Raw genomic sequence first — 17,178 nt, forward strand, 5'->3', positions numbered from 1 at the left:
GGCAGGATGCCCCCCTTTTTTGGGTCAGTAGATGTCCTTGGACAGCAGCGTGAACGGCGTCTTGATCAGGATCTTGATGTCCAGCCATAGCGACCAGGTATTGATATAGCGCAGGTCGATGTCCACGCGCCGTTGCATCTTTTCCAAGGTCTCGGTCTCGCCCCGGCAACCGCTGACCTGGGCCAGGCCGGTGATGCCGGGCTTGATGCGATGGCGGGCCATGTAGGCGTGGATCTTCCCCGAGTAGTAGTCATTGTGCGCAATCGCGTGGGGGCGCGGCCCGACCAGGGCCATATTGCCTTGCAGCACGTTGAAGAACTGCGGCAATTCATCGATTGAGGTTCGGCGGATAAACCGGCCCACCGGGGTAATGCGCGAGTCGTTGCGGCTGGCCTGGCGTACCTCATGGTCGTCATGCACACGCATCGAGCGGAATTTCCACACCTTGATCACTTCGCCATTCCAGCCGTGGCGGTCCTGTTTGAAAATCACCGGGCCTGGGGATGTGAGCTTGATCAACAGGGCGAACACCAACAACACCGGGCTGAGCAGCAGGATCGCCAGCAGGGCGATGCTCTTGTCCAGCAATGACTTGCTCAAGGCGGCGGTGGGGCGGCTGGTCAGCGGGCTTTCATTGAGGAAAATCGCCGGCAGCCCGTCCACTTCGGCCACGCAGTGATTGAGCAGCAGCATGTTGTTCAGGTCGGGCACCCAGATCACGTCCACGCTGATGTCCAGCAGGTTGAGGTACAGCGCCTCGATGTGCGTGGCGTCCTGCAGTGAGTGGGTGATATAGAGCCGGCGGATACCGTGCTGTCGGATCAGCTGGGGCAATTGCGGCAGGTCGCCGAGGATCTGCGCGGGTGCGTCAGCGGCGATCTCGCTGTCGCTACCGACGAGGCCCACCAGCGGCGAGCGTTTCTGCCGCGAGAGGGTCTTGGCCAGGTCCACGGCGAGCTTGCCGGTGCCGACAATCAGTGACTTGTGCCGTTCATGAAGTTGGCGGTGGTAATACCGGGAGGCACTGTGCAGCGGGATATAACACAGGGCAAGTAACGGGTAACTGACCGCCGCCCACAGTAATAACGTTTCCAGCGGAAACAGTTCGCTGGCATTGCAAACAATGCCGACAATAAACACGATGCCCACGGTCAACAGCCACCCCATGAACAGTCGTCCCAGGCCTACGCCGTAATCATCTTTTTTACTGTAGACATCACACACACTGTACGCCGGGAGCGAGGCCAGAATGGTGAAGGCGGCGAGCACGCGGTAGTTATATTCAAGTTGTCCCGTCTTGAGGAAAACCAGCATAAACAACAGCGCAACGACCAGGCTGGATGCAAGCATCCACTGGCCCCAGAAGGTTAAACCCTTGGGGGTCAGGTTGCGATGCATTCTAGTGTTATTCAGCATACTTCTGCTCCCGGTGGTGACCACGCACGTGGTGGCAGGGTTTAATGAAAAAACAACAGGCACGCGCAAGCGCGTACCCATGAATGGTAATGAACGGCCGGGGGCAATGGCTGACGACTTATAACAAGGTCAGGTGCGTATTTATTAGAAGTGGGTGTTATAAAATGGCAGCTGAGAGAGGCAGTAAATGGCAGGGTTTTTAATAGAGTCCGGGTGTTTTTTTTATTTTAGCGACGCGCGGGAGTCAGCTCTAACGGCTTCTTGATTTTTTGCGTGAGGCAATAACCACGGTTCCTGACGGCGCGAAACAGGCGCTCGCCATCGTTGACCCGTTTGAACTTTTCCTGCAGTCGGCTTAAGCACATTTCGAGTCCCCGGTATAACTCGGGTTCACGCCCTATATTACGGATCAACTCTTCTTTGCTGACCACGCGTTCTTCATGGTGCAGCATCTTCTTAATTAAAGCCGACTCAATGGTGGTCAATGAAATCCGCAGGCCACCTTTGACCAGGGTGCGGTCGTGCTGGGTCAGCAGCCAGAAATCCTGCGGGTGCAGTTGGGGTCTTTCGCTATTGATCTCCGTCGTTCGAGTGTGGGGTGTTGGCGGACTGTCCGGCGCCTCGGGCGCTGGCATTCTTGAAGCCTGCCGCGCAGCGTTAACCGGCTGCGCGTGCAAACCGAGGGAGTGGGTAATCACATAAGTATTGAACCGCGCGCGGGTCGGTTGTGGGTCGAGGAAGGATGACGTTTTAGGCGCAGTGAGTTCGTAATGGAATAACTCTGCATTGGGCGTGAAGTCCTGCAGCGCTATCGCAGGAAGTGTCGCAGTGAAGGCATGTTTCTTGAGGGAGCTCATAGTGTCCACCGATATCAGGAAGGGGCAGTTTTACAGGCAGTCAGCAGGGGAGTAATAACCGCCCTGAAAGTATTCGAACGGCAGGTTTTTAGCCAGCATCGCACTGTCGGCGAACTCGACCGTGTCGGCGATGAAGCGCACCCCGCTGGCACTGATCAGCGCCAGCATGCGGTCGTAGAGCCTGTCGAACAGGTCCGAGCGCGTATTCAGACTGAGCCTGAGAGCGGAATCCGGAAAAGGCATTTTTATATAGTCGTACAACTTGAGGTCGATCAGCAGGTCCCCAGGCTTTGTGTCGAGTCTGTAGTTGTTGTAGGCCAACGTAATACCACTGTGATCTTTCAACTTATATAACTGGCGCACCATGGCCCGGCGTTCGACCGGGCCGGGCAGGGCATCCAGACGGTTGTCGAGCGTGAGGGTGAGGGGCTGGCGATGTTTTTCCAATGACTGCGCGGTCTGGATAATTGCCTTGAACGTGTCTTCGTTCATCAAGGCCGCTTGCCCGATACGCAGGAACGCGTGACGAACCCCTTGGCCTGTGACCTGGAGTGTCTTGCGTCGCGGGTTGATGCGCAGCATTGCCTCGCGCCAGGCACTTTCCGGCAGCGCGTCCTCACCGTGATGTTCCGCCCTGATTTCACTGCCCCATAAGGCATGACGACGGTCGACGATGGCTTGCCGGATGAGCGTGTAGCCCGTGGTAGTGGCACAGGGTTGGTGTTCGTTATTCACCGTGCGAACTCCCCTTGGCGGGCGGGAAGTCGCTGACGCAAATTAGACCCCGGCTTAGTTTGTAACCGTAACCGCGAATATTCTGGATAATGTTTTCACCGTAGTGCGCCTTGATTTTACTGCGCAGGCGACTGATGGATTTTTCCAGTGCGCGGGAGTCGTAGTACTTGGTATTAAGGCCCATGACGGCGGCGATCTCATTATGACTGAGCAGTCGGTTATGAATGAGCGCTTCGAGTACTTTCATTTCGACGAAGGATATTTCCAGCTTCTTGCCATCGCCGTAGATGCACATGCGGTCCTGGTCCAATACCAGTCCGCGATGAAGTCGCTCGCTCTCGTTGAGAAAGGTATCAAACAGGCTTATCTTTTTTTCCGCAGAAGTTTCCACGGCCTTGACGCAGTAATCCGCACCGGCCAGATAATATTTTGTTTTGCTCAAGGTCGAGGCAAACGTAACGACCACAAATATGGTCGAGCCCGGGTGCTCTTCGCGGGTTTTTCTTATTATGTCCAGGGTTTGCTGGCTGGCGGAGGGTGTATCGATTTCTATAATGATGGCACGGTAATGTCCGTGGTGTTGCTGAGGGTCAATTAGTTGTCCGTAGCAACGTGTATCGACTTTTAAATTATTCGCTACAGTGCGAACTAAAAACGCCCGAAAGTCCTCCGATTTCGATTGAGTCCGGGCAATAGCGAGGACGTTGGAAAAATGCATTACCCTACTCCCTTTTCCGGCATGCAGGCCGTCAGTTCAATCGCTGCTAGCGTTTAGATACTAATCGAATTGAATACGCTAAAACGTGACAAATTTTAACATTCGCCACTTTGTTTTTACGAGCGGGGAGGGCTAATAGGCACAGTTTGCGAAGGGGTTGTGCGGACTTACACATATGCTAGTGCAAATTTTTAATCGCCTATAAGTATTTTAGCCCAAACGATTTTTTTGATTGCACGCGAGGTTGGCCATTGCCTTTCCCAGGCGCCGACGCCACCAGGCCAGGCGAGCACCAGGGGTGAGAAGGGTTCCCATCGCGCCCTGGTGTTTGACCGCCGACAGTACCGTCGGTGCCTCACCGTCTTAGCTGTATTTCGCCCTCGATGCACCCCACCAGAAACTCCATCACCACCTTCACCAGCGGCGAGCGGCGCATATCGGGGTACACCGTCAGCCAGATATCGCGCTGCGGACCCTCGGTCGCCGTCGGCAGCCTGACCAATTGCGGGTCGTGATCGCCCACCAGCGTCGGCAGCACCACCACACCCACTGCGGCCCTGGCTGCCATTTGCTGGGTGATCAGCTCGCTGGCGGCAAAGGCAATCGCGCGCGGGCCGCGCAGTTGGTGCATCCATGCCTGTTGGGGCAGGTGGTCGCGGCTGCTGTCGTAGGCGATGAAGGTCCATTGTTCGGTGGGCAGTTGCTGCAACGCCGGCGGGCCGTACAGCCCGAAGCGCACCACGCCGACCTTCCTGCGCACCAGCGCGTCTTCATCGGGACGCAGCGTGCGCAGGGCGATATCTGCTTCACCTTTGTCCAGCGCGGCCAAGTGGGTGGAGGGCATCAGCACCAGGTTCAGTTGGGGATACTCGGCACGCAAGCGCGCCACATGCGGGGCGATGCAGTAATTGGCAATGGACGGCGGGCAACTGACCCGCACCGTGCCAGCCATTTCGATGGACGCCACCCGCGACAGGCGCAGCACCTGGGTCGCCATCTCGTCCATGCCGGCGGCCAGTTCGGCCAGCGCCAGGCCCTGGGCGGTGAGAGGGCGGCTGCGCGGCAAGCGGTCGACCAGTTTCACGCCCAGGGCTTTTTCCAGGGCGTCGACCCGGCGGCCCACCGTGGCGTGCTCCACCTGCAACTCGCGGGCAGCGGCCGACAGCGACTGGCTGCGGGCCAATACGGTGAAGTAATACAGATCCTGCCAATCGAACATCGGGTAATTTCCGCACAGAGGCTGGGACGGTTTGGGGAATATTCCACCGGATTGCGTCCTTTTACCATGGCCGCTTCCCCGTGCACATGGAGTTATTCCTGTATGAAAGCCATCACCTTGCAAACCTACGGCGGCCCGGATGTCGCGCAACTGCAGCTGGATGTGGCCAAACCGCTGATACGCGCGGGCCACGTGTTGATCAAGGTGGCCTGCGCCGGGATCAATTTCATGGACATTCACACGCGCCAGGGCAAGTACGCCCAATCAGTCACGTACCCGGTGCGCCTGCCCTGTACGTTGGGCATGGAAGGCGCCGGTGTCGTGGTGGAGGTCGGCGCGGACGTGCATCATTTGGCCGTGGGCGACCGCGTGGCCTGGTGCATCGCCTGGGGCGCGTATGCCGAATACGCGCTGGTGCCGGTCGACAAGGTTGCGCAGATACCCAGCGCGATCACCTTCGATCAGGCTGCTGCGGCGATGTTCCAGGGGTGCACGGCTCACTACTTGATTGAGGATGTGGCCCGTTTGCAGGCGGGCGACACCTGCCTGGTACACGCGGCGTCAGGCAGCATCGGCCAGTTGCTGGTGCAGATGGCCCGGCACGTGGGGGCGACCGTGTTCACCACGGGCAGCACCGCACAAAAATGCGCGATTGCCCTGCAGCGCGGCGCCCACCAGGCCTGGACCTATGATGACGGCGGCTTTGTCGAGCGTGTCCTGGCAGCCACCGACGGGCAGGGCGTGGACGTGGTGTTCGATTCCCTGGGCAAAAGTACCCTGCGTGACAGCTTCCGCGCCTGCCGCACACGCGGACTGATCGTCAATTACGGCAATGTCTCGGGCTCGTTGACCGACCTCGATCCGATTGAGCTGGGCGAGGCCGGTTCGCTGTTCCTGACCCGTCCACGGCTGGCCGACCATATGGCCGACGGTGCGACGGTGCAGCGCCGCGCCAATGCGGTGTTCGCGGCAATGCTCGAAGGGTGGTTGAGCGTGGAGATCGAAGGCTACTACCGCCTGGAAACCGTGCAGCAGGTGCATGCGCGTATCGAGGCTCGGCAACAGATCGGCAAGGCGGTGCTGTGGGTGGACCGCGACTTGGATTAATGACAGGCAAAAAAAAACCGGCTGATCAGGCCGGTTTGGGGTTCCCGCCAACAGCGCGGGATTATGCGTTGTTGCCTTGCAGACGATCCGCACCGCCTTCAGCCAGGCCACGTTCCTGCAAGCGATCCGCACCGCCTTCCGCCAGGCCACGTTCCTGCAGGCGATCCGCACCGCCTTCAGCCAGGCCACGTTCCTGCAGGCGATCCGCACCGCCTTCAGCCAGGCCACGTTCCTGCAGACGATCCGCACCGCCTTCAGCCAGGCCACGTTCCTGCAGGCGATCAGCGCCACCTTCAGCGAAACGGTTGCCTTGCAGGCGGTCCGAGCCACCCTCTGCAACACGGCTTTCGATCAGGCGATCCGCACCGCCTTCAGCGACGACAGGGTGGGCAAATGCGTTTGCAGCGAGTACCGAGAAAGCGAGGCTAAGCAAGATTTGGCGTTTCATGTGAGTGTGCTCCGAGTGTTTTAGTTGGGTTGTTGCCGGTATGGGTTTGATGTTACGCGTTGGATTTTTTAAGAGAACTTCATTGGGCTGATGGTGACTATCGACGCCAGCGATGGCCCGCTTGCGCGGACCTTCGCCGAGCCGGTCATGGCATCTGCGGCAGCTCATTGGGGCGCAGGTCGAACACCAGCACCTCGGCATCCTCGCCGTGGCCCAGGCGGATCTGCCGCTCATCCCGCACGCGGGCGCCGTCGCCTTCCTGCAAGCGCTGGCCGTTGACCTCAACGCTGCCTCGGGCCACATGCACGTACACATGGCGATCTGGCGGCAAGTCCAGGGTGGCGCTTTCGTCAGCGTTGAACAGCCCGGCATACACCCGTGCGTCCTGGCGCACGCTGAGGGAGCCGTCGGCGCCGTCCGGCGAAATGATCAACTGCAGGCGTCCGCGTTTCTGCGCTGCGCTGAAATGCTCTTGTTGATAGCGCGGCTCGGCACCGGCCACGGCGGGCACGATCCAGATCTGCAGGAAGTGCACGCCACGGCTCTGGCTGTGGTTGAACTCGCTGTGGGCCACACCGCTGCCGGCGCTCATCAGTTGCACATCACCGGGGCGGATCACCGAGCCGGTACCCAGGGTGTCCTTGTGTTCCAGGGCGCCTTCGAGCACGTAGGAGAAAATCTCCATGTCGCGGTGCGGGTGCTGGCCGAAGCCCTTGCCGGCGGCGACGCGGTCATCGTTGATCACCAGCAGGTCGGAAAAACCTTGCTCGGCGGGGTTCCAGTAGTTGGCGAACGAAAAGGTGTGGAACGACTTCAACCAACCGTGATTGGCGGCGCCGCGTTCCGAAGCTTTGCGAAGGGTCAGCATGGTGGTGTCCTCAAGTGAGCGCGGGCTGCGAGATGCAGGGCGCTGGCGTTGAGAAGAAGGTTACTGGTTACCGTTGGATTCATTAAGGAGATGAAATCTGAATAACTGTCTCCTTGAGGTTGACAGTAATCGACGTGCCATAATGGCTGACGCTTTCCCTTCCTTATAGGTCTCCCGCTTGATGAAAACCGTGGCCATGGCGCTGTTTCCGGACTTCCTCCTGCTCGACATGGCGGGGCCGCTCGAGGTGTTTTCCATCGCCAACCGCTACCTGCCTGCGGCCGACCACTACCAGATACTCACCATCGGCACCGAGCCTGGCCCGTTGCGCGCCTCCAATGGGGTGGTGGTGCAGGCCGACCTCCTGCTGGGCCAGGCGCACGCGGCCTACGACCTGCTGCTGGTGCCCGGCGGGCCCGGCGCCTATAACGAATGCCATCCCGCGCTGTTGCCCTGGCTGCAAGAGGCCGCGCCGCGTGCCCGGCGCTTTGGGTCGATCTGCACCGGAGCGTTTGTGCTGGGGCATGCCGGCCTGCTCGATCATCACCGCGTGACCACCCATTGGCACTACACCGAGCGCCTGATCAAGGCCTTCCCCAAGGCCATCGTCGAGACGGACCGCATCTACCTGCAGGACGGGCGATTGATTACCTCTGGTGGGGTCACGGCCGGTATCGACCTGGCGCTGTCGATTGTCGCCCAGGACCACGGCAAGCAGGTCGCGGTGGACGTAGCCAAGGTGCTGCTGGTGGTAATGAAGCGCCAGGGCGGCCAGGCCCAGTTCAGCCCGATGACAGCCGCCGTCGCGCCGCAGGAAACCGCGATCACCCGCGTGCAGCAGCACGTCCTCGACCACCTGGACCAGCCCTTCAGCATCGAGTCGATGGCCACGCTGGCGGGCATGAGTGCGCGCCACTTCGCGCGGCTGTTTGCCAAGGAGGTGCAGATGACGCCCATGGCCTTCCTGCAGGGCGCGCGTATCGACCGCGCCCGCCAGCTGCTGGAGGCCACCGACCTGCCGCTGAAGACCGTGGCCTTCCACGCAGGTTTTGGCAGCGTGCGGCATATGCGTTTTCTGTTCAGTGAAAAGCTCGGTCTCAACCCGACCCAATACCGGCAGCAGTTCAGTTAGCGCCAGGATGTCCGTCTCGCGCACTCGAATGTCCGTGTCGCTCCCCGTGCCAGCATTGTCCTGTCATCGCCAAGTGGCAAGATAGCCACAGGCCCATGGAACAGGACGCGCAAACGCCCAAGGCCGGGTGTTCCAGCGCGATGACAGCGATGAACAACCTTCAGGCGATGGATGCGAACGGCACGGTGCGTTTCGGTGCCTATGCCTTTCACCGGCAACAGCGGCTGCTCAGCAAGGCCGGGTGGCCGGTGCCCTTGGGCGGCCGCGCGCTGGATATCCTCGCGGTGCTGCTCGAGGCGCCCGGGCAGTTCATCAACAAGGCCACGCTGATCGAGCGCGTCTGGCCGTGCAGTGTTGTCGAGGAAAGCAACCTGCGCGTGCACATCGCCGCCTTGCGCCGTGCCCTCGACGGGCAACGCTGCATCCTCAACGATCCCCAGCGCGGCTACTGTTTCATTGCGCCGGTGCACGGCGAGCTATCGTCGCAGTTGCCCCGGCACAATTTGGCCACGCGGCTCAGCCCGGTGATGGGGCGCGATGAATTGCTTGGCGTGCTGGTGCGGCGCCTTTCCGGGCAGCGTCTGATGACCCTCACCGGCTGTGCCGGCGTCGGCAAGAGCACCCTGGCCCTGGCGCTGGCCGAGCGCGTATTGCCACGCTATCGCGCCGGCGTGTGGTGGGTGGACCTCGCCACCGTGCAGGCGCCGACAATGCTGCTACAGCACCTGGCCACAGTGCTGCACCTGGTACCCACCCGTAGCCCCGTCAAACTATGCCGCCAACTGGCCGGCCGGCAGTTATTGCTGGTGCTCGACGGCGTTGACCCGCTGCTGGGTGCCTGCCGGCATCTCGTGCGCGCGCTGCACGAGCAGGCGCCGCAGGTCAGCGTGCTGATCAGCAGTCGCGAAGCCTTGCAAGTGCCTGGCGAATGGGTGCTGCGCGTGCCGCCGCTGGCGGTGCCTGCACCGGCGGTATTGGGCAGCGTCGACCACGCGATGGCTTGCCCGGCGGTGCAACTGTTCGTCGCCCGCGTACGTGCCAGTCAGCAGGACTATGATTTGCGCCCCCAGGACCTGGCACCCCTGCGCGACATCTGCCGACGCCTCGACGGCCTTCCCCTGGCCCTGGAACTGGCGGCCGCCCAGGTCGACGCCCTGGGCGTGCGCGGTTTACAGGCGCAGCTGCGCAGCGGCATACAGACGCTGAGCCGCGGTCGACGCACGGCCGTGGAGCGCCACCAATCGCTGGCCGCTGCCCTGGACTGGAGCTACGAACGCCTGAGCCTGCCGGAGCGCTGGCTGTTCCTGCAATTGGGCTTGTTCAAAATGGCCGTGACCTTGCCGTCCTTGAGCGTGCTGGTCGCCGGCACCGAGCTGGAACACGCCGACCTTGCCTACCTGCTGGCGCGACTGGTGAGTACCTCGTTGCTGAACGTCGAGCCGGGCCCGGGGCCCGCGCGTTATCGTTTGCTCAACAGCACCCGCAGCTACGCCCTCGCGCAGTTGCGCGATCCGGCGCAGGTGGCACGGTTGCAGCAGGGGTATGGGCATTATCTGGGGGCGTTTTCAGGCCGGACGTTTGTCCTGCAACTCGTCGAGCAGGCGGCGTACGCGCAGTAGGTCGCGGGTGGCAAAGCCTTCGGTAAAGCGCCCGTAGACTGAACCGAGCAGATCGCGCGCAGGCTGCAGGCGACCTTGCTGCTGCCAGCGTTGTGCCAATGAGGTTGCGCAACGCAGTTCCCAGGCCAGCGCGCCTTGCTGGTTAGCCAGGCCGAGGGATTCGAGCAGCAGCGCTTCGGCGGTGCGGGTGTCGGCCATGCCCTCGGCGTGCACGCGGATCACTTCGGCGGCGCACCAGCCGGCTGCCCCCGTGCGGGCGCGCTCGAAGGCTTGCTCATCGACGACACGCGCGCCGAACGTGATCAGGATGTCGTCTATCAGCCCCAGGCCCTGCAGGTCCTGGTGGCCGGGAATCCCGGCGTAGTGCCCCGCCCAGGTCTGGAACAACTGCACCGAATGCTTGTGGGACTGCTCCAGCAGCAGCGTCTGCAGGCGCTGCGCCGCCTCGTCATCGCCGTTGTAGCGGGCGATGACCACGCCGGCCAGGGCCAGGGTGTAGCAGATCGACGTGCCGTGATTGATCTGCAGCGCCAACTCCAGCGCCTGGCTGGCCACGGCCCAGGCGCGCTCGGGAAAGCCCTGCAACCACAGGATGCGCGCCAATACCGTCAGTGAGGCGACGCTCTGGTCATATTGCACGCCCAAGCGATAGGCAAAGCGATTCAGCGAGCCGCTGTGCGCCATGCGCTGGATGACCTGTTCGGCCGTGTGCCGGGCGAGTGCCTGGTTGCCGGTGTAATGCTGCGCCAGCACGTGCAGGCGCTGGGTACTCAGCTCCAGCAGCGGCTCGGTGCGCGGGTCGAGGTGGTCGAATTGCACGCTCAGTGCCTGTGCATGGCGATAATGGCCTGCGCACAGGTTGACCGCCATGTGGCCGGAGACCGCGCGCAATTGGCCGGCGAGGTCCTGGCGTTCCTCGGCCAGTTGCCTGGCGCTGGCAAACGCGGCGATGGTCCGCGGTGCGCCGCCCAACGCGTGATAGGACAGGCTGCCCAGGGCCAATTGCAGCTGCATCGTCAATTGCGTGCAGGGCGCACTGGCCTCGGCCATCAGCGCCAGCGCCTTGTCGACATACACCGCATGCTCCCTGACCAGCGACAATTCTTGCCACAGCGGCATGGCGCTGACCGTCAGGCGGATCGCCAGCAGGTGTTCGCCGCCCTCGGCAAGGCCCCAGTCGAGCGCGGCACGCACGTCTTCGCGCAGTGGCGCGTAGCGGTCGAGCCACGGTTGGGTCGCGATCAACTCCCAGTCGTCCTGCGCTTGCTCCATCAGCGTCAGGCAGCGCACCGCATGGCGCTCGCGCGTGGCGTGCAGCTCGTTGGCAAGGTTGAGCTTTTCCAGGGCGTAGGTACGGGTGATGTCCAGCAGGCGATAGACCATCTCGTCATCGCCCGGCTCCACATTGAGCAAGGATTTGGCCACCAGCTGGGTGATCGAGCCCAGCACCTCGGCCGGTGCAATCTGCTCGCCGGCAATCACCGCCGCCGCGCTGGCCAGGCTGAAACCGCCACGGAACACCGCGAGGCGACGCAGGCACACCTGCTCGCACGCGGTCAGCAGGTCGAAGCTCCAATCCAGCGTGGCGCGCAAGGTCTGATGACGGGGCAGGGCGCTCCGCCGGCCACGGGTCAGCAGGCGGAAGTTGTCTTCCATCTGCACCAGCAGGCGCGGCAGGCCGAAGCGTTCGATCTGCGCCGCCACCAACTCGATTGCCAGCGGGATGCCGTCGAGGCGCTGGCAAATATCAATCGCCAACGGCAGTTCGGCTTCGCTCAGCTCAAAGCGGTCCTGGTGCGACATGGCCCGCTCGATCAGCAATTGCAGGGCCGGGTAGCCCATGGCCTGGGCGCGATTGCCGGTGGCAGGCGGGCAGGCCAGGGGGTCGAGGCGTTGCACCGACTCGCCCTCGGCGCGCAGGGCCTCGCGGCTGGTGGCCAGGATATGCAGCCGGGGCGCATGGCGCAGCAGGCTTTCGCTGATCAGCGCGATGTCGTCCAGCAGGTGCTCGCAATTGTCGATCACCAGCAGCCACTGGCGTTCCTGCAGGCGGCGCGCGAAGGTGTCCAGGGGTTCATGCTCGACGTGTGTGAGGCCGAGCAGGGCGGCGAGGTTGGGCAGGATCAGCGCCGGTGCGCTGAGGGGCGCCAGGTCCAGCAGGTGGATGCCGTCGCGGTAATGTCCGATCAGAAGTTCGGCCACGCGCAACGCGACGGTGGTCTTGCCGATGCCGCCGGCGCCGGTCAGGGTGATAAAGCGCTGTTGCGGCAGCTGTTGCACCAGGCGGTCGATCAAGGCCTGGCGGCCGATCACGCGGGTGCGCCGCAGTGGCAGGTTATGGCCCTGGGCTTGCGGGGTGCCATCAGCCGGAAAGGTCATCGGTTCGATGCTCAGTGGCGCAACAAAACTGTAGCCACGCTGGGCCACCGTGACGATATAGCGCTGCCCGGCCTGGCCGTCGCCCAATGCCTTGCGCAACGCGGCCATATGCACCCGCAGGTTGCCGTCTTCCACCACGCTGTGCGGCCAGACCCGGGCGATCAAGGCCTGCTTGCTCACTACGTTGCCGGCCTGCTCCAGCAGGATCAGCAGGATATCCAGCGCGCGCCGGCCCAGGCGCAATGGCTGGCCGGCCTCCAGCACCAGGCGTTGGCGCGGATAGACGCGGTAGGGGCCGAAATGTACGGCCTGGTCGCTGAGGTCGCTCATGGCGCGCCATGCTCGGAAAAAGGAGTGCGGCCAGCATAGGCCAGGTGCGCCGCCACCACTAGGCCGCGATCACGTCGGGCTTGTGACGCAATTGGTGATTTCGCCAGGTCATCGGGTTGACGCCTTCGCTGCGGGTGAACATATGGCAGAAATGCGCCTGGTCGCAGAAGCCGCATTCGAGGCTGATCTGCGTCAGGCTCAGGGCGGAACCGGTGATCAGTTCCTTGGCCCGCTGGATGCGCTGCTGGCGAATCCATTCCTGCGGCGACAGCCCGGTGGTGCACTTGAACGCGCGGGAGAAATGACTGCGTGACAGCGCGCAGGCTTGGGCCAGGTCGGCAATCGCCAGGCTTTCGCCGAGGTTGGCGAGGATCAATTGCTTGGCAATGCGTTCGCGCCGGGGGCAGAGGCCGCCGGTCGCGGGCAAGCGGGGAGCACAGTACTCAAGTCGGGCCATGACAGATATCCGCAGTCGATGGGAGCGTTCCCGGTGAATGGATGCAGTGTAGACCGCTGCATTCTTGGCGCCGGACCGTCTGGCTGACGAGTTAATCGTTGTTAATTTTGCCAGCTCAGGCGGCAAAAACCGGCGGAAAAGACAGCACAGCCATGCAATACCACGGGTGGCTCGCGTGCTTATCTGTGGGCCTTTCAGCCGTTTGGATTGCCCCATGAACCGCAACGACCTGCGCCGCGTCGACATGAACCTCTTGGTGATTTTCGAAGCGCTGATGTTCGAGAAGAACCTGACCCGCGTCGCCGAAAAGCTCTTCATGGGCCAACCGGCGGTCAGTGCGGCACTCGGGCGCCTGCGCGACCTGTTCGACGACCCGTTGCTGCTGCGCAACGGCCGGGGCATGGAACCCACGCCACGGGCGCTGGCGATACTCAAGGAGCTGCAACCGGCCATGGACACTATTTCCGGCGCGGTCAGCCGCGCCAAGGATTTCGACCCTTCCACCAGCTGCGCGGTGTTTCGCATCGGCCTCTCCGACGACGCCGAGTTCGGCCTGTTCCCGCCTTTGCTCAGCCAACTGCGCGAAGAGGCGCCGGGCATCATCGTGGTGGTGCGTCGCGCCAACTACCTGTTGATGTCGTCGCTGCTGGCCAGTGGCGAGATCACGGTGGGGGTGAGCTACACCACTGAATTGCCGGCGAATGCCAAGCGCAAGAAGCTGCGCGAAATTCCCTGCAAGGTGCTGCGCGGCGACGCCGGCGTGGCACCGCTGACCCTCGACGACTACTGCGAGCGGCCCCACGCGATGGTGTCGTTTTCGGGGGATTTGAGCGGCAACATTGACCTGGACCTGGCGCGTATCGGCCGGGCCCGCCGGGTGGTGCTGGCGGTGCCGCAGTTCAGTGGGTTGCGCGCGCTGTTGGCGGGCACGCAGATCATCGCCACAGTGCCGGATTACGCGGCCTGCGCGTTGACCGAGGGCACGTCGCTGCGAGCCGAGGACCCGCCGTTTGCGATAGAGGCAGCGGAGCTGTCGATGGTGTGGAGCGGGGTGCATGACAATGACCCGGCGGAGCGGTGGTTGCGGGCGAGGATTTCGGAGCACATGGCGGGGGCTTGATTGAGGAGGTGGGCACAGCCCACCAGGAATTGGTCACCCATTCTTCCCCGGAATTGGATATTCCTCCCACCACCTCCGGTCACTAACCTAGCCATCAACCCCCACCGTTCCGGAGAACCACCATGCAAGCGCGTACCGATTTCTACACCGCCTCCCCAGACGCCATGAAAGCCATGCTCGCCCTGGAAGCCGCTGTCGGCAAACTGTCCATCGAGTTGCCCCTGCTGGAACTGATCCGCCTGCGTGTTTCGCAGATCAATGGCTGTGCCTTCTGTCTCGACATGCACACCGCCGATGCCCGCAAGGGCGGTGAGACCGAGCGTCGCCTGTACACCGTGTCGGCCTGGCGTGAAACGCCGTTCTTCACCCCGCGTGAGCGCGCCGCACTGGCCTGGGCCGAAAGCCTGACCCTGCTCAGCCAGACCCACGCGCCGGATGAAGACTTCAATGCACTCGCCGCTGAGTTCAGCGCTCAGGAGCAGGTCGACCTGAGCGTGGCCATCGCCACCATCAACAGCTGGAACCGCCTCGCGGTGGGTTTTCGCAAGATGCCCAAGTAAGCCTTAGAAATTCACCGAAGCACTCAGGCGCGCCGTCAGTGGCGCGCCCTGGAACAGATAGTCATCGCCCATGTACTCGCCCGCGTCGCGCCAGTAGCGCTTGTCGAACAGGTTGTCGACGCTCAGGCGAAACACCGTCTCGTAGCCGTCGACCTTGGTGGTGTAGCGGCTGCCGACATTGACCACCGCATAATCCCCGACCTCCACATTCCCGGTACGGTTCGCGTACTTCTTGGCGCTGTACTGCACGCCGCCGAGCACGGCCAATCCATTCACCCACGGCAACGCATAGTCGGCGTACACACTGGCGCGCAGCTTGGGTACGTTGATCGCCTGGTGGTCTTCGTATTCCGGCGTACCGCTGCCGGTCACCCGCGCGCGAATCGCCGCCACACTGGTCGCGATCTGCAAACGGTCGGTGGCCCAGCCGTTGGCCGACAACTCCAGCCCGGTGTTCTTCTGCTCGCCCTGTTGCACATAGATGAACTGATCGGCGCCTTCCGGCTTGGCGTACTGGTAGGCCTGGCGCGTCTGGAATACGGCAGCGGCGAAGCTGATGCGGCGCCAGTCGTATTTCACCCCGGCTTCGATCTGGCGCGAAACGGTCGGCGCGAGGGTTTCACCGTCGTTGGTGGTTGTCCACGGCGCCTGGCCGCCCAGGGACAGGCCTTTGCTGTAACTGGTGTAGAGCGAGATGTTTTCGACCGGCTTGTAGATCAACGAAGCCTGCGGCAGGAACACGTATTGCTGGGTGTGGCGAACCTGGTTGCCAGTGGTCCCGTCGAAGGCTTTTTCGTCCAGGCGCACTTCACGGCCGCCGAGGATGGTTTGCCATTGCTCGTTGAAGCGGATGCGGTCGGTGACGAACAGGCCGTACTGGCGGCTGTCGAGGTTGCGATGGCTGTCGTTGAGCGGCTTGTCGGTGGGGGTGAACGTCGGAGCATCGACGTTGATATTGGTGCTGCCGATGTATTCGTTGACCGACTTGCGTTTGTCGACCACCCGGCGAAAGGCGCTGGTGCCGAAGGTCAGTTCATGGCCCAGGCTGCCCGTGTCGAACAGCCCGGTCATGGCCGCCTGCACTTCGTCGTCGCGGCGGGTGTCGTCGGGGCTGCGGTAGTCGTAGACGTCGTAGTCGCCAGTGGGGCTGAAGAAGGCGGTGCCGCAATCGGTCACGTAGAAGCAGCCATAGGCAAACGAACTGTAGTCGTCGATCACCACTTTGCTGCGCGCCGCGCTGAGGTTGCCTTTCCACTGGTCGCTGAAGCGGTATTCGAACTTGCCGTTGAGGTTCAGTGAATCGATGCCCACCTGCTTGGAACCGCTCTGGTGCCCGAGCAATTTTTTCGGTGATGCGCCGTGTGGCACTTCAGTGCCGCCCAGCAACTGGTAGCCGGGCACCGAGCGTTGCTGCTTGTCCTGGTATTCCGCATCCAGCTGCAGCACGGCGTCGGGGCTGATGTTCCAGTCAAAGGCCAGGGACACGAAATCGCGCTGGCCATTGGCGTGTTCCACGTAGGAATTGAGGTCTTCATGGGCGACGTTGGCACGCAGGCCGAATTGCTGCTCGCTGCCGAACCAGCCGCCGACATCGGTAGCGATATAACCGCTGCCGCGATCATCGGTGGACACCGTCACCTGGCGCACATCCTCCGGGCGCTTGGTCACGTAGTTGATCACGCCGCTGGGCTCGGAGATGCCGCTTTGCAGGCCCGCCAGGCCCTTGAGCACTTCCACCTGCTGCTTGTTTTCCAGGGCGACGTTCTGCTCGCCGGTGATGGTGCGCCCGTTGATCTTGTAGCTGCTGGCAGCATTCAGCGAGAAGCCGCGCACCACAAAGTTTTCGTAGTAACCGATGGGCGCATAGCTGTCGCCCACCGAGGCATCGTTGCGCAGCACTTCACTGAGCAGGCGCGCCTGCTGGTCCTTGATCATCGCGGCGTTGATCACCGTGATCGAGGCCGGCGTGTCCAGCAGCGGCACCTCGTCGAAGCCCCCGACCGAGGCGGTTTCAGCGCGATAGCCGGACTCATCCTGGCCCTGGACCTGCACCGCTGGCAGCTCCAGCTCCGCCGCCAGACTGTGACCGATGCCGCCACTGAGCAGCAGGCCGAGGGCAAAACGTGAAGTGACGACGGGACGAAAACGCAAAACCATGGGGGCAGGGCCTTAAAGCGCAGGGCGGGGGGCGCATAAGCTAGGCATAAGTGCGT

At 62.5% G+C, this 17,178-nt stretch carries 15 protein-coding genes; 5 read left to right on the forward strand and 10 right to left on the reverse strand.

Translation table 11 applies throughout. The annotated features are described in order from the left end of the window. Window positions 1-24: 24 nt before the first annotated feature. From BBG20_RS19705 to BBG20_RS19725, 5 genes are all read right to left on the reverse strand, one after another. Window positions 25-1,416: an undecaprenyl-phosphate glucose phosphotransferase gene (locus BBG20_RS19705; protein WP_065906211.1), complete on the reverse strand. Its 1,392-nt coding sequence runs from the start codon at window positions 1,414-1,416 to the stop codon at window positions 25-27. Window positions 1,417-1,643: 227 nt separating this feature from the next. Continuing rightward, window positions 1,644-2,273, reverse strand: coding sequence for a winged helix-turn-helix domain-containing protein (locus BBG20_RS19710; RefSeq protein WP_065906212.1), 630 nt, complete (start codon window positions 2,271-2,273; stop codon window positions 1,644-1,646). Window positions 2,274-2,303: 30 nt separating this feature from the next. After that, complete coding sequence (locus tag BBG20_RS19715; protein ID WP_065906214.1) at window positions 2,304-3,008, reverse strand: YuxH family protein; 705 nt, start codon at window positions 3,006-3,008, stop codon at window positions 2,304-2,306. Then, entirely contained in the window at window positions 3,001-3,726 is a 726-nt protein-coding gene (locus BBG20_RS19720; protein WP_065906217.1) for a winged helix-turn-helix domain-containing protein, read from the reverse strand. The genes BBG20_RS19715 and BBG20_RS19720 overlap by 8 nt, the downstream gene beginning before the upstream one ends. A 355-nt stretch (window positions 3,727-4,081) precedes the next feature. Then, a complete protein-coding gene (locus tag BBG20_RS19725) occupies window positions 4,082-4,945 on the reverse strand; it encodes a LysR family transcriptional regulator (RefSeq protein WP_065906219.1) in 864 nt (287 codons plus the stop codon). A 102-nt stretch (window positions 4,946-5,047) separates the two neighbouring features. On the opposite strand from BBG20_RS19725, the gene BBG20_RS19730 reads away from it, so the two are divergent. Beyond that, a complete protein-coding gene (locus tag BBG20_RS19730; protein WP_065906222.1) occupies window positions 5,048-6,052 on the forward strand; it encodes a quinone oxidoreductase family protein in 1,005 nt (334 codons plus the stop codon). A 61-nt stretch (window positions 6,053-6,113) separates the two neighbouring features. Here BBG20_RS19730 and BBG20_RS19735 read toward each other — a convergent pair whose 3' ends face one another. Together BBG20_RS19735 and BBG20_RS19740 are read right to left on the reverse strand one after the other, a co-directional pair. Further along, window positions 6,114-6,500 (reverse strand): hypothetical protein, encoded by a 387-nt coding sequence (locus BBG20_RS19735; RefSeq protein ID WP_065906224.1) that lies wholly within the window; start codon window positions 6,498-6,500, stop codon window positions 6,114-6,116. 145 nt (window positions 6,501-6,645) lie between these two features. Further along, window positions 6,646-7,368, reverse strand: coding sequence for a pirin family protein (locus BBG20_RS19740; RefSeq protein ID WP_065906226.1), 723 nt, complete (start codon window positions 7,366-7,368; stop codon window positions 6,646-6,648). Window positions 7,369-7,549: 181 nt separating this feature from the next. Here BBG20_RS19740 and BBG20_RS19745 point away from each other — a divergent pair, with 181 nt between their 5' ends. Together BBG20_RS19745 and BBG20_RS19750 are read left to right on the forward strand one after the other, a co-directional pair. Next, window positions 7,550-8,500 (forward strand): GlxA family transcriptional regulator, encoded by a 951-nt coding sequence (locus tag BBG20_RS19745; protein WP_065906227.1) that lies wholly within the window; start codon window positions 7,550-7,552, stop codon window positions 8,498-8,500. Between the two features lie 95 nt (window positions 8,501-8,595). After that, on the forward strand, window positions 8,596-10,119 hold the full coding sequence (locus BBG20_RS19750; RefSeq protein WP_065906229.1) for a winged helix-turn-helix domain-containing protein: 1,524 nt from the start codon (window positions 8,596-8,598) through the stop codon (window positions 10,117-10,119). Here BBG20_RS19750 and BBG20_RS19755 read toward each other — a convergent pair. Then, window positions 10,066-12,828, reverse strand: coding sequence for an ATP-binding protein (locus tag BBG20_RS19755; RefSeq protein ID WP_065906231.1), 2,763 nt, complete (start codon window positions 12,826-12,828; stop codon window positions 10,066-10,068). The genes BBG20_RS19750 and BBG20_RS19755 overlap by 54 nt on opposite strands. Before the next feature lie 58 nt (window positions 12,829-12,886). Continuing rightward, entirely contained in the window at window positions 12,887-13,285 is a 399-nt protein-coding gene (locus tag BBG20_RS19760; RefSeq protein WP_065906233.1) for a helix-turn-helix domain-containing protein, read from the reverse strand. A 214-nt stretch (window positions 13,286-13,499) separates the two neighbouring features. On the opposite strand from BBG20_RS19760, the gene BBG20_RS19765 reads away from it, so the two are divergent. Continuing rightward, entirely contained in the window at window positions 13,500-14,405 is a 906-nt protein-coding gene (locus BBG20_RS19765; protein WP_065906235.1) for a LysR family transcriptional regulator, read from the forward strand. A gap of 122 nt (window positions 14,406-14,527) precedes the next feature. Then, complete coding sequence (locus BBG20_RS19770) at window positions 14,528-14,965, forward strand: carboxymuconolactone decarboxylase family protein (protein WP_065906237.1); 438 nt, start codon at window positions 14,528-14,530, stop codon at window positions 14,963-14,965. Between the two features lie 3 nt (window positions 14,966-14,968). Here the strand turns inward: BBG20_RS19770 and BBG20_RS19775 are convergent, their stop codons facing one another. After that, entirely contained in the window at window positions 14,969-17,122 is a 2,154-nt protein-coding gene (locus BBG20_RS19775) for a TonB-dependent siderophore receptor (RefSeq protein ID WP_065906240.1), read from the reverse strand. Between the last annotated feature and the right edge of the window lie 56 nt (window positions 17,123-17,178).

The sequence above is a fragment of the Pseudomonas aylmerensis genome (genome assembly GCF_001702265.1).
GTDB classification, from domain to species: Bacteria; Pseudomonadota; Gammaproteobacteria; order Pseudomonadales; family Pseudomonadaceae; genus Aquipseudomonas; species Aquipseudomonas aylmerensis.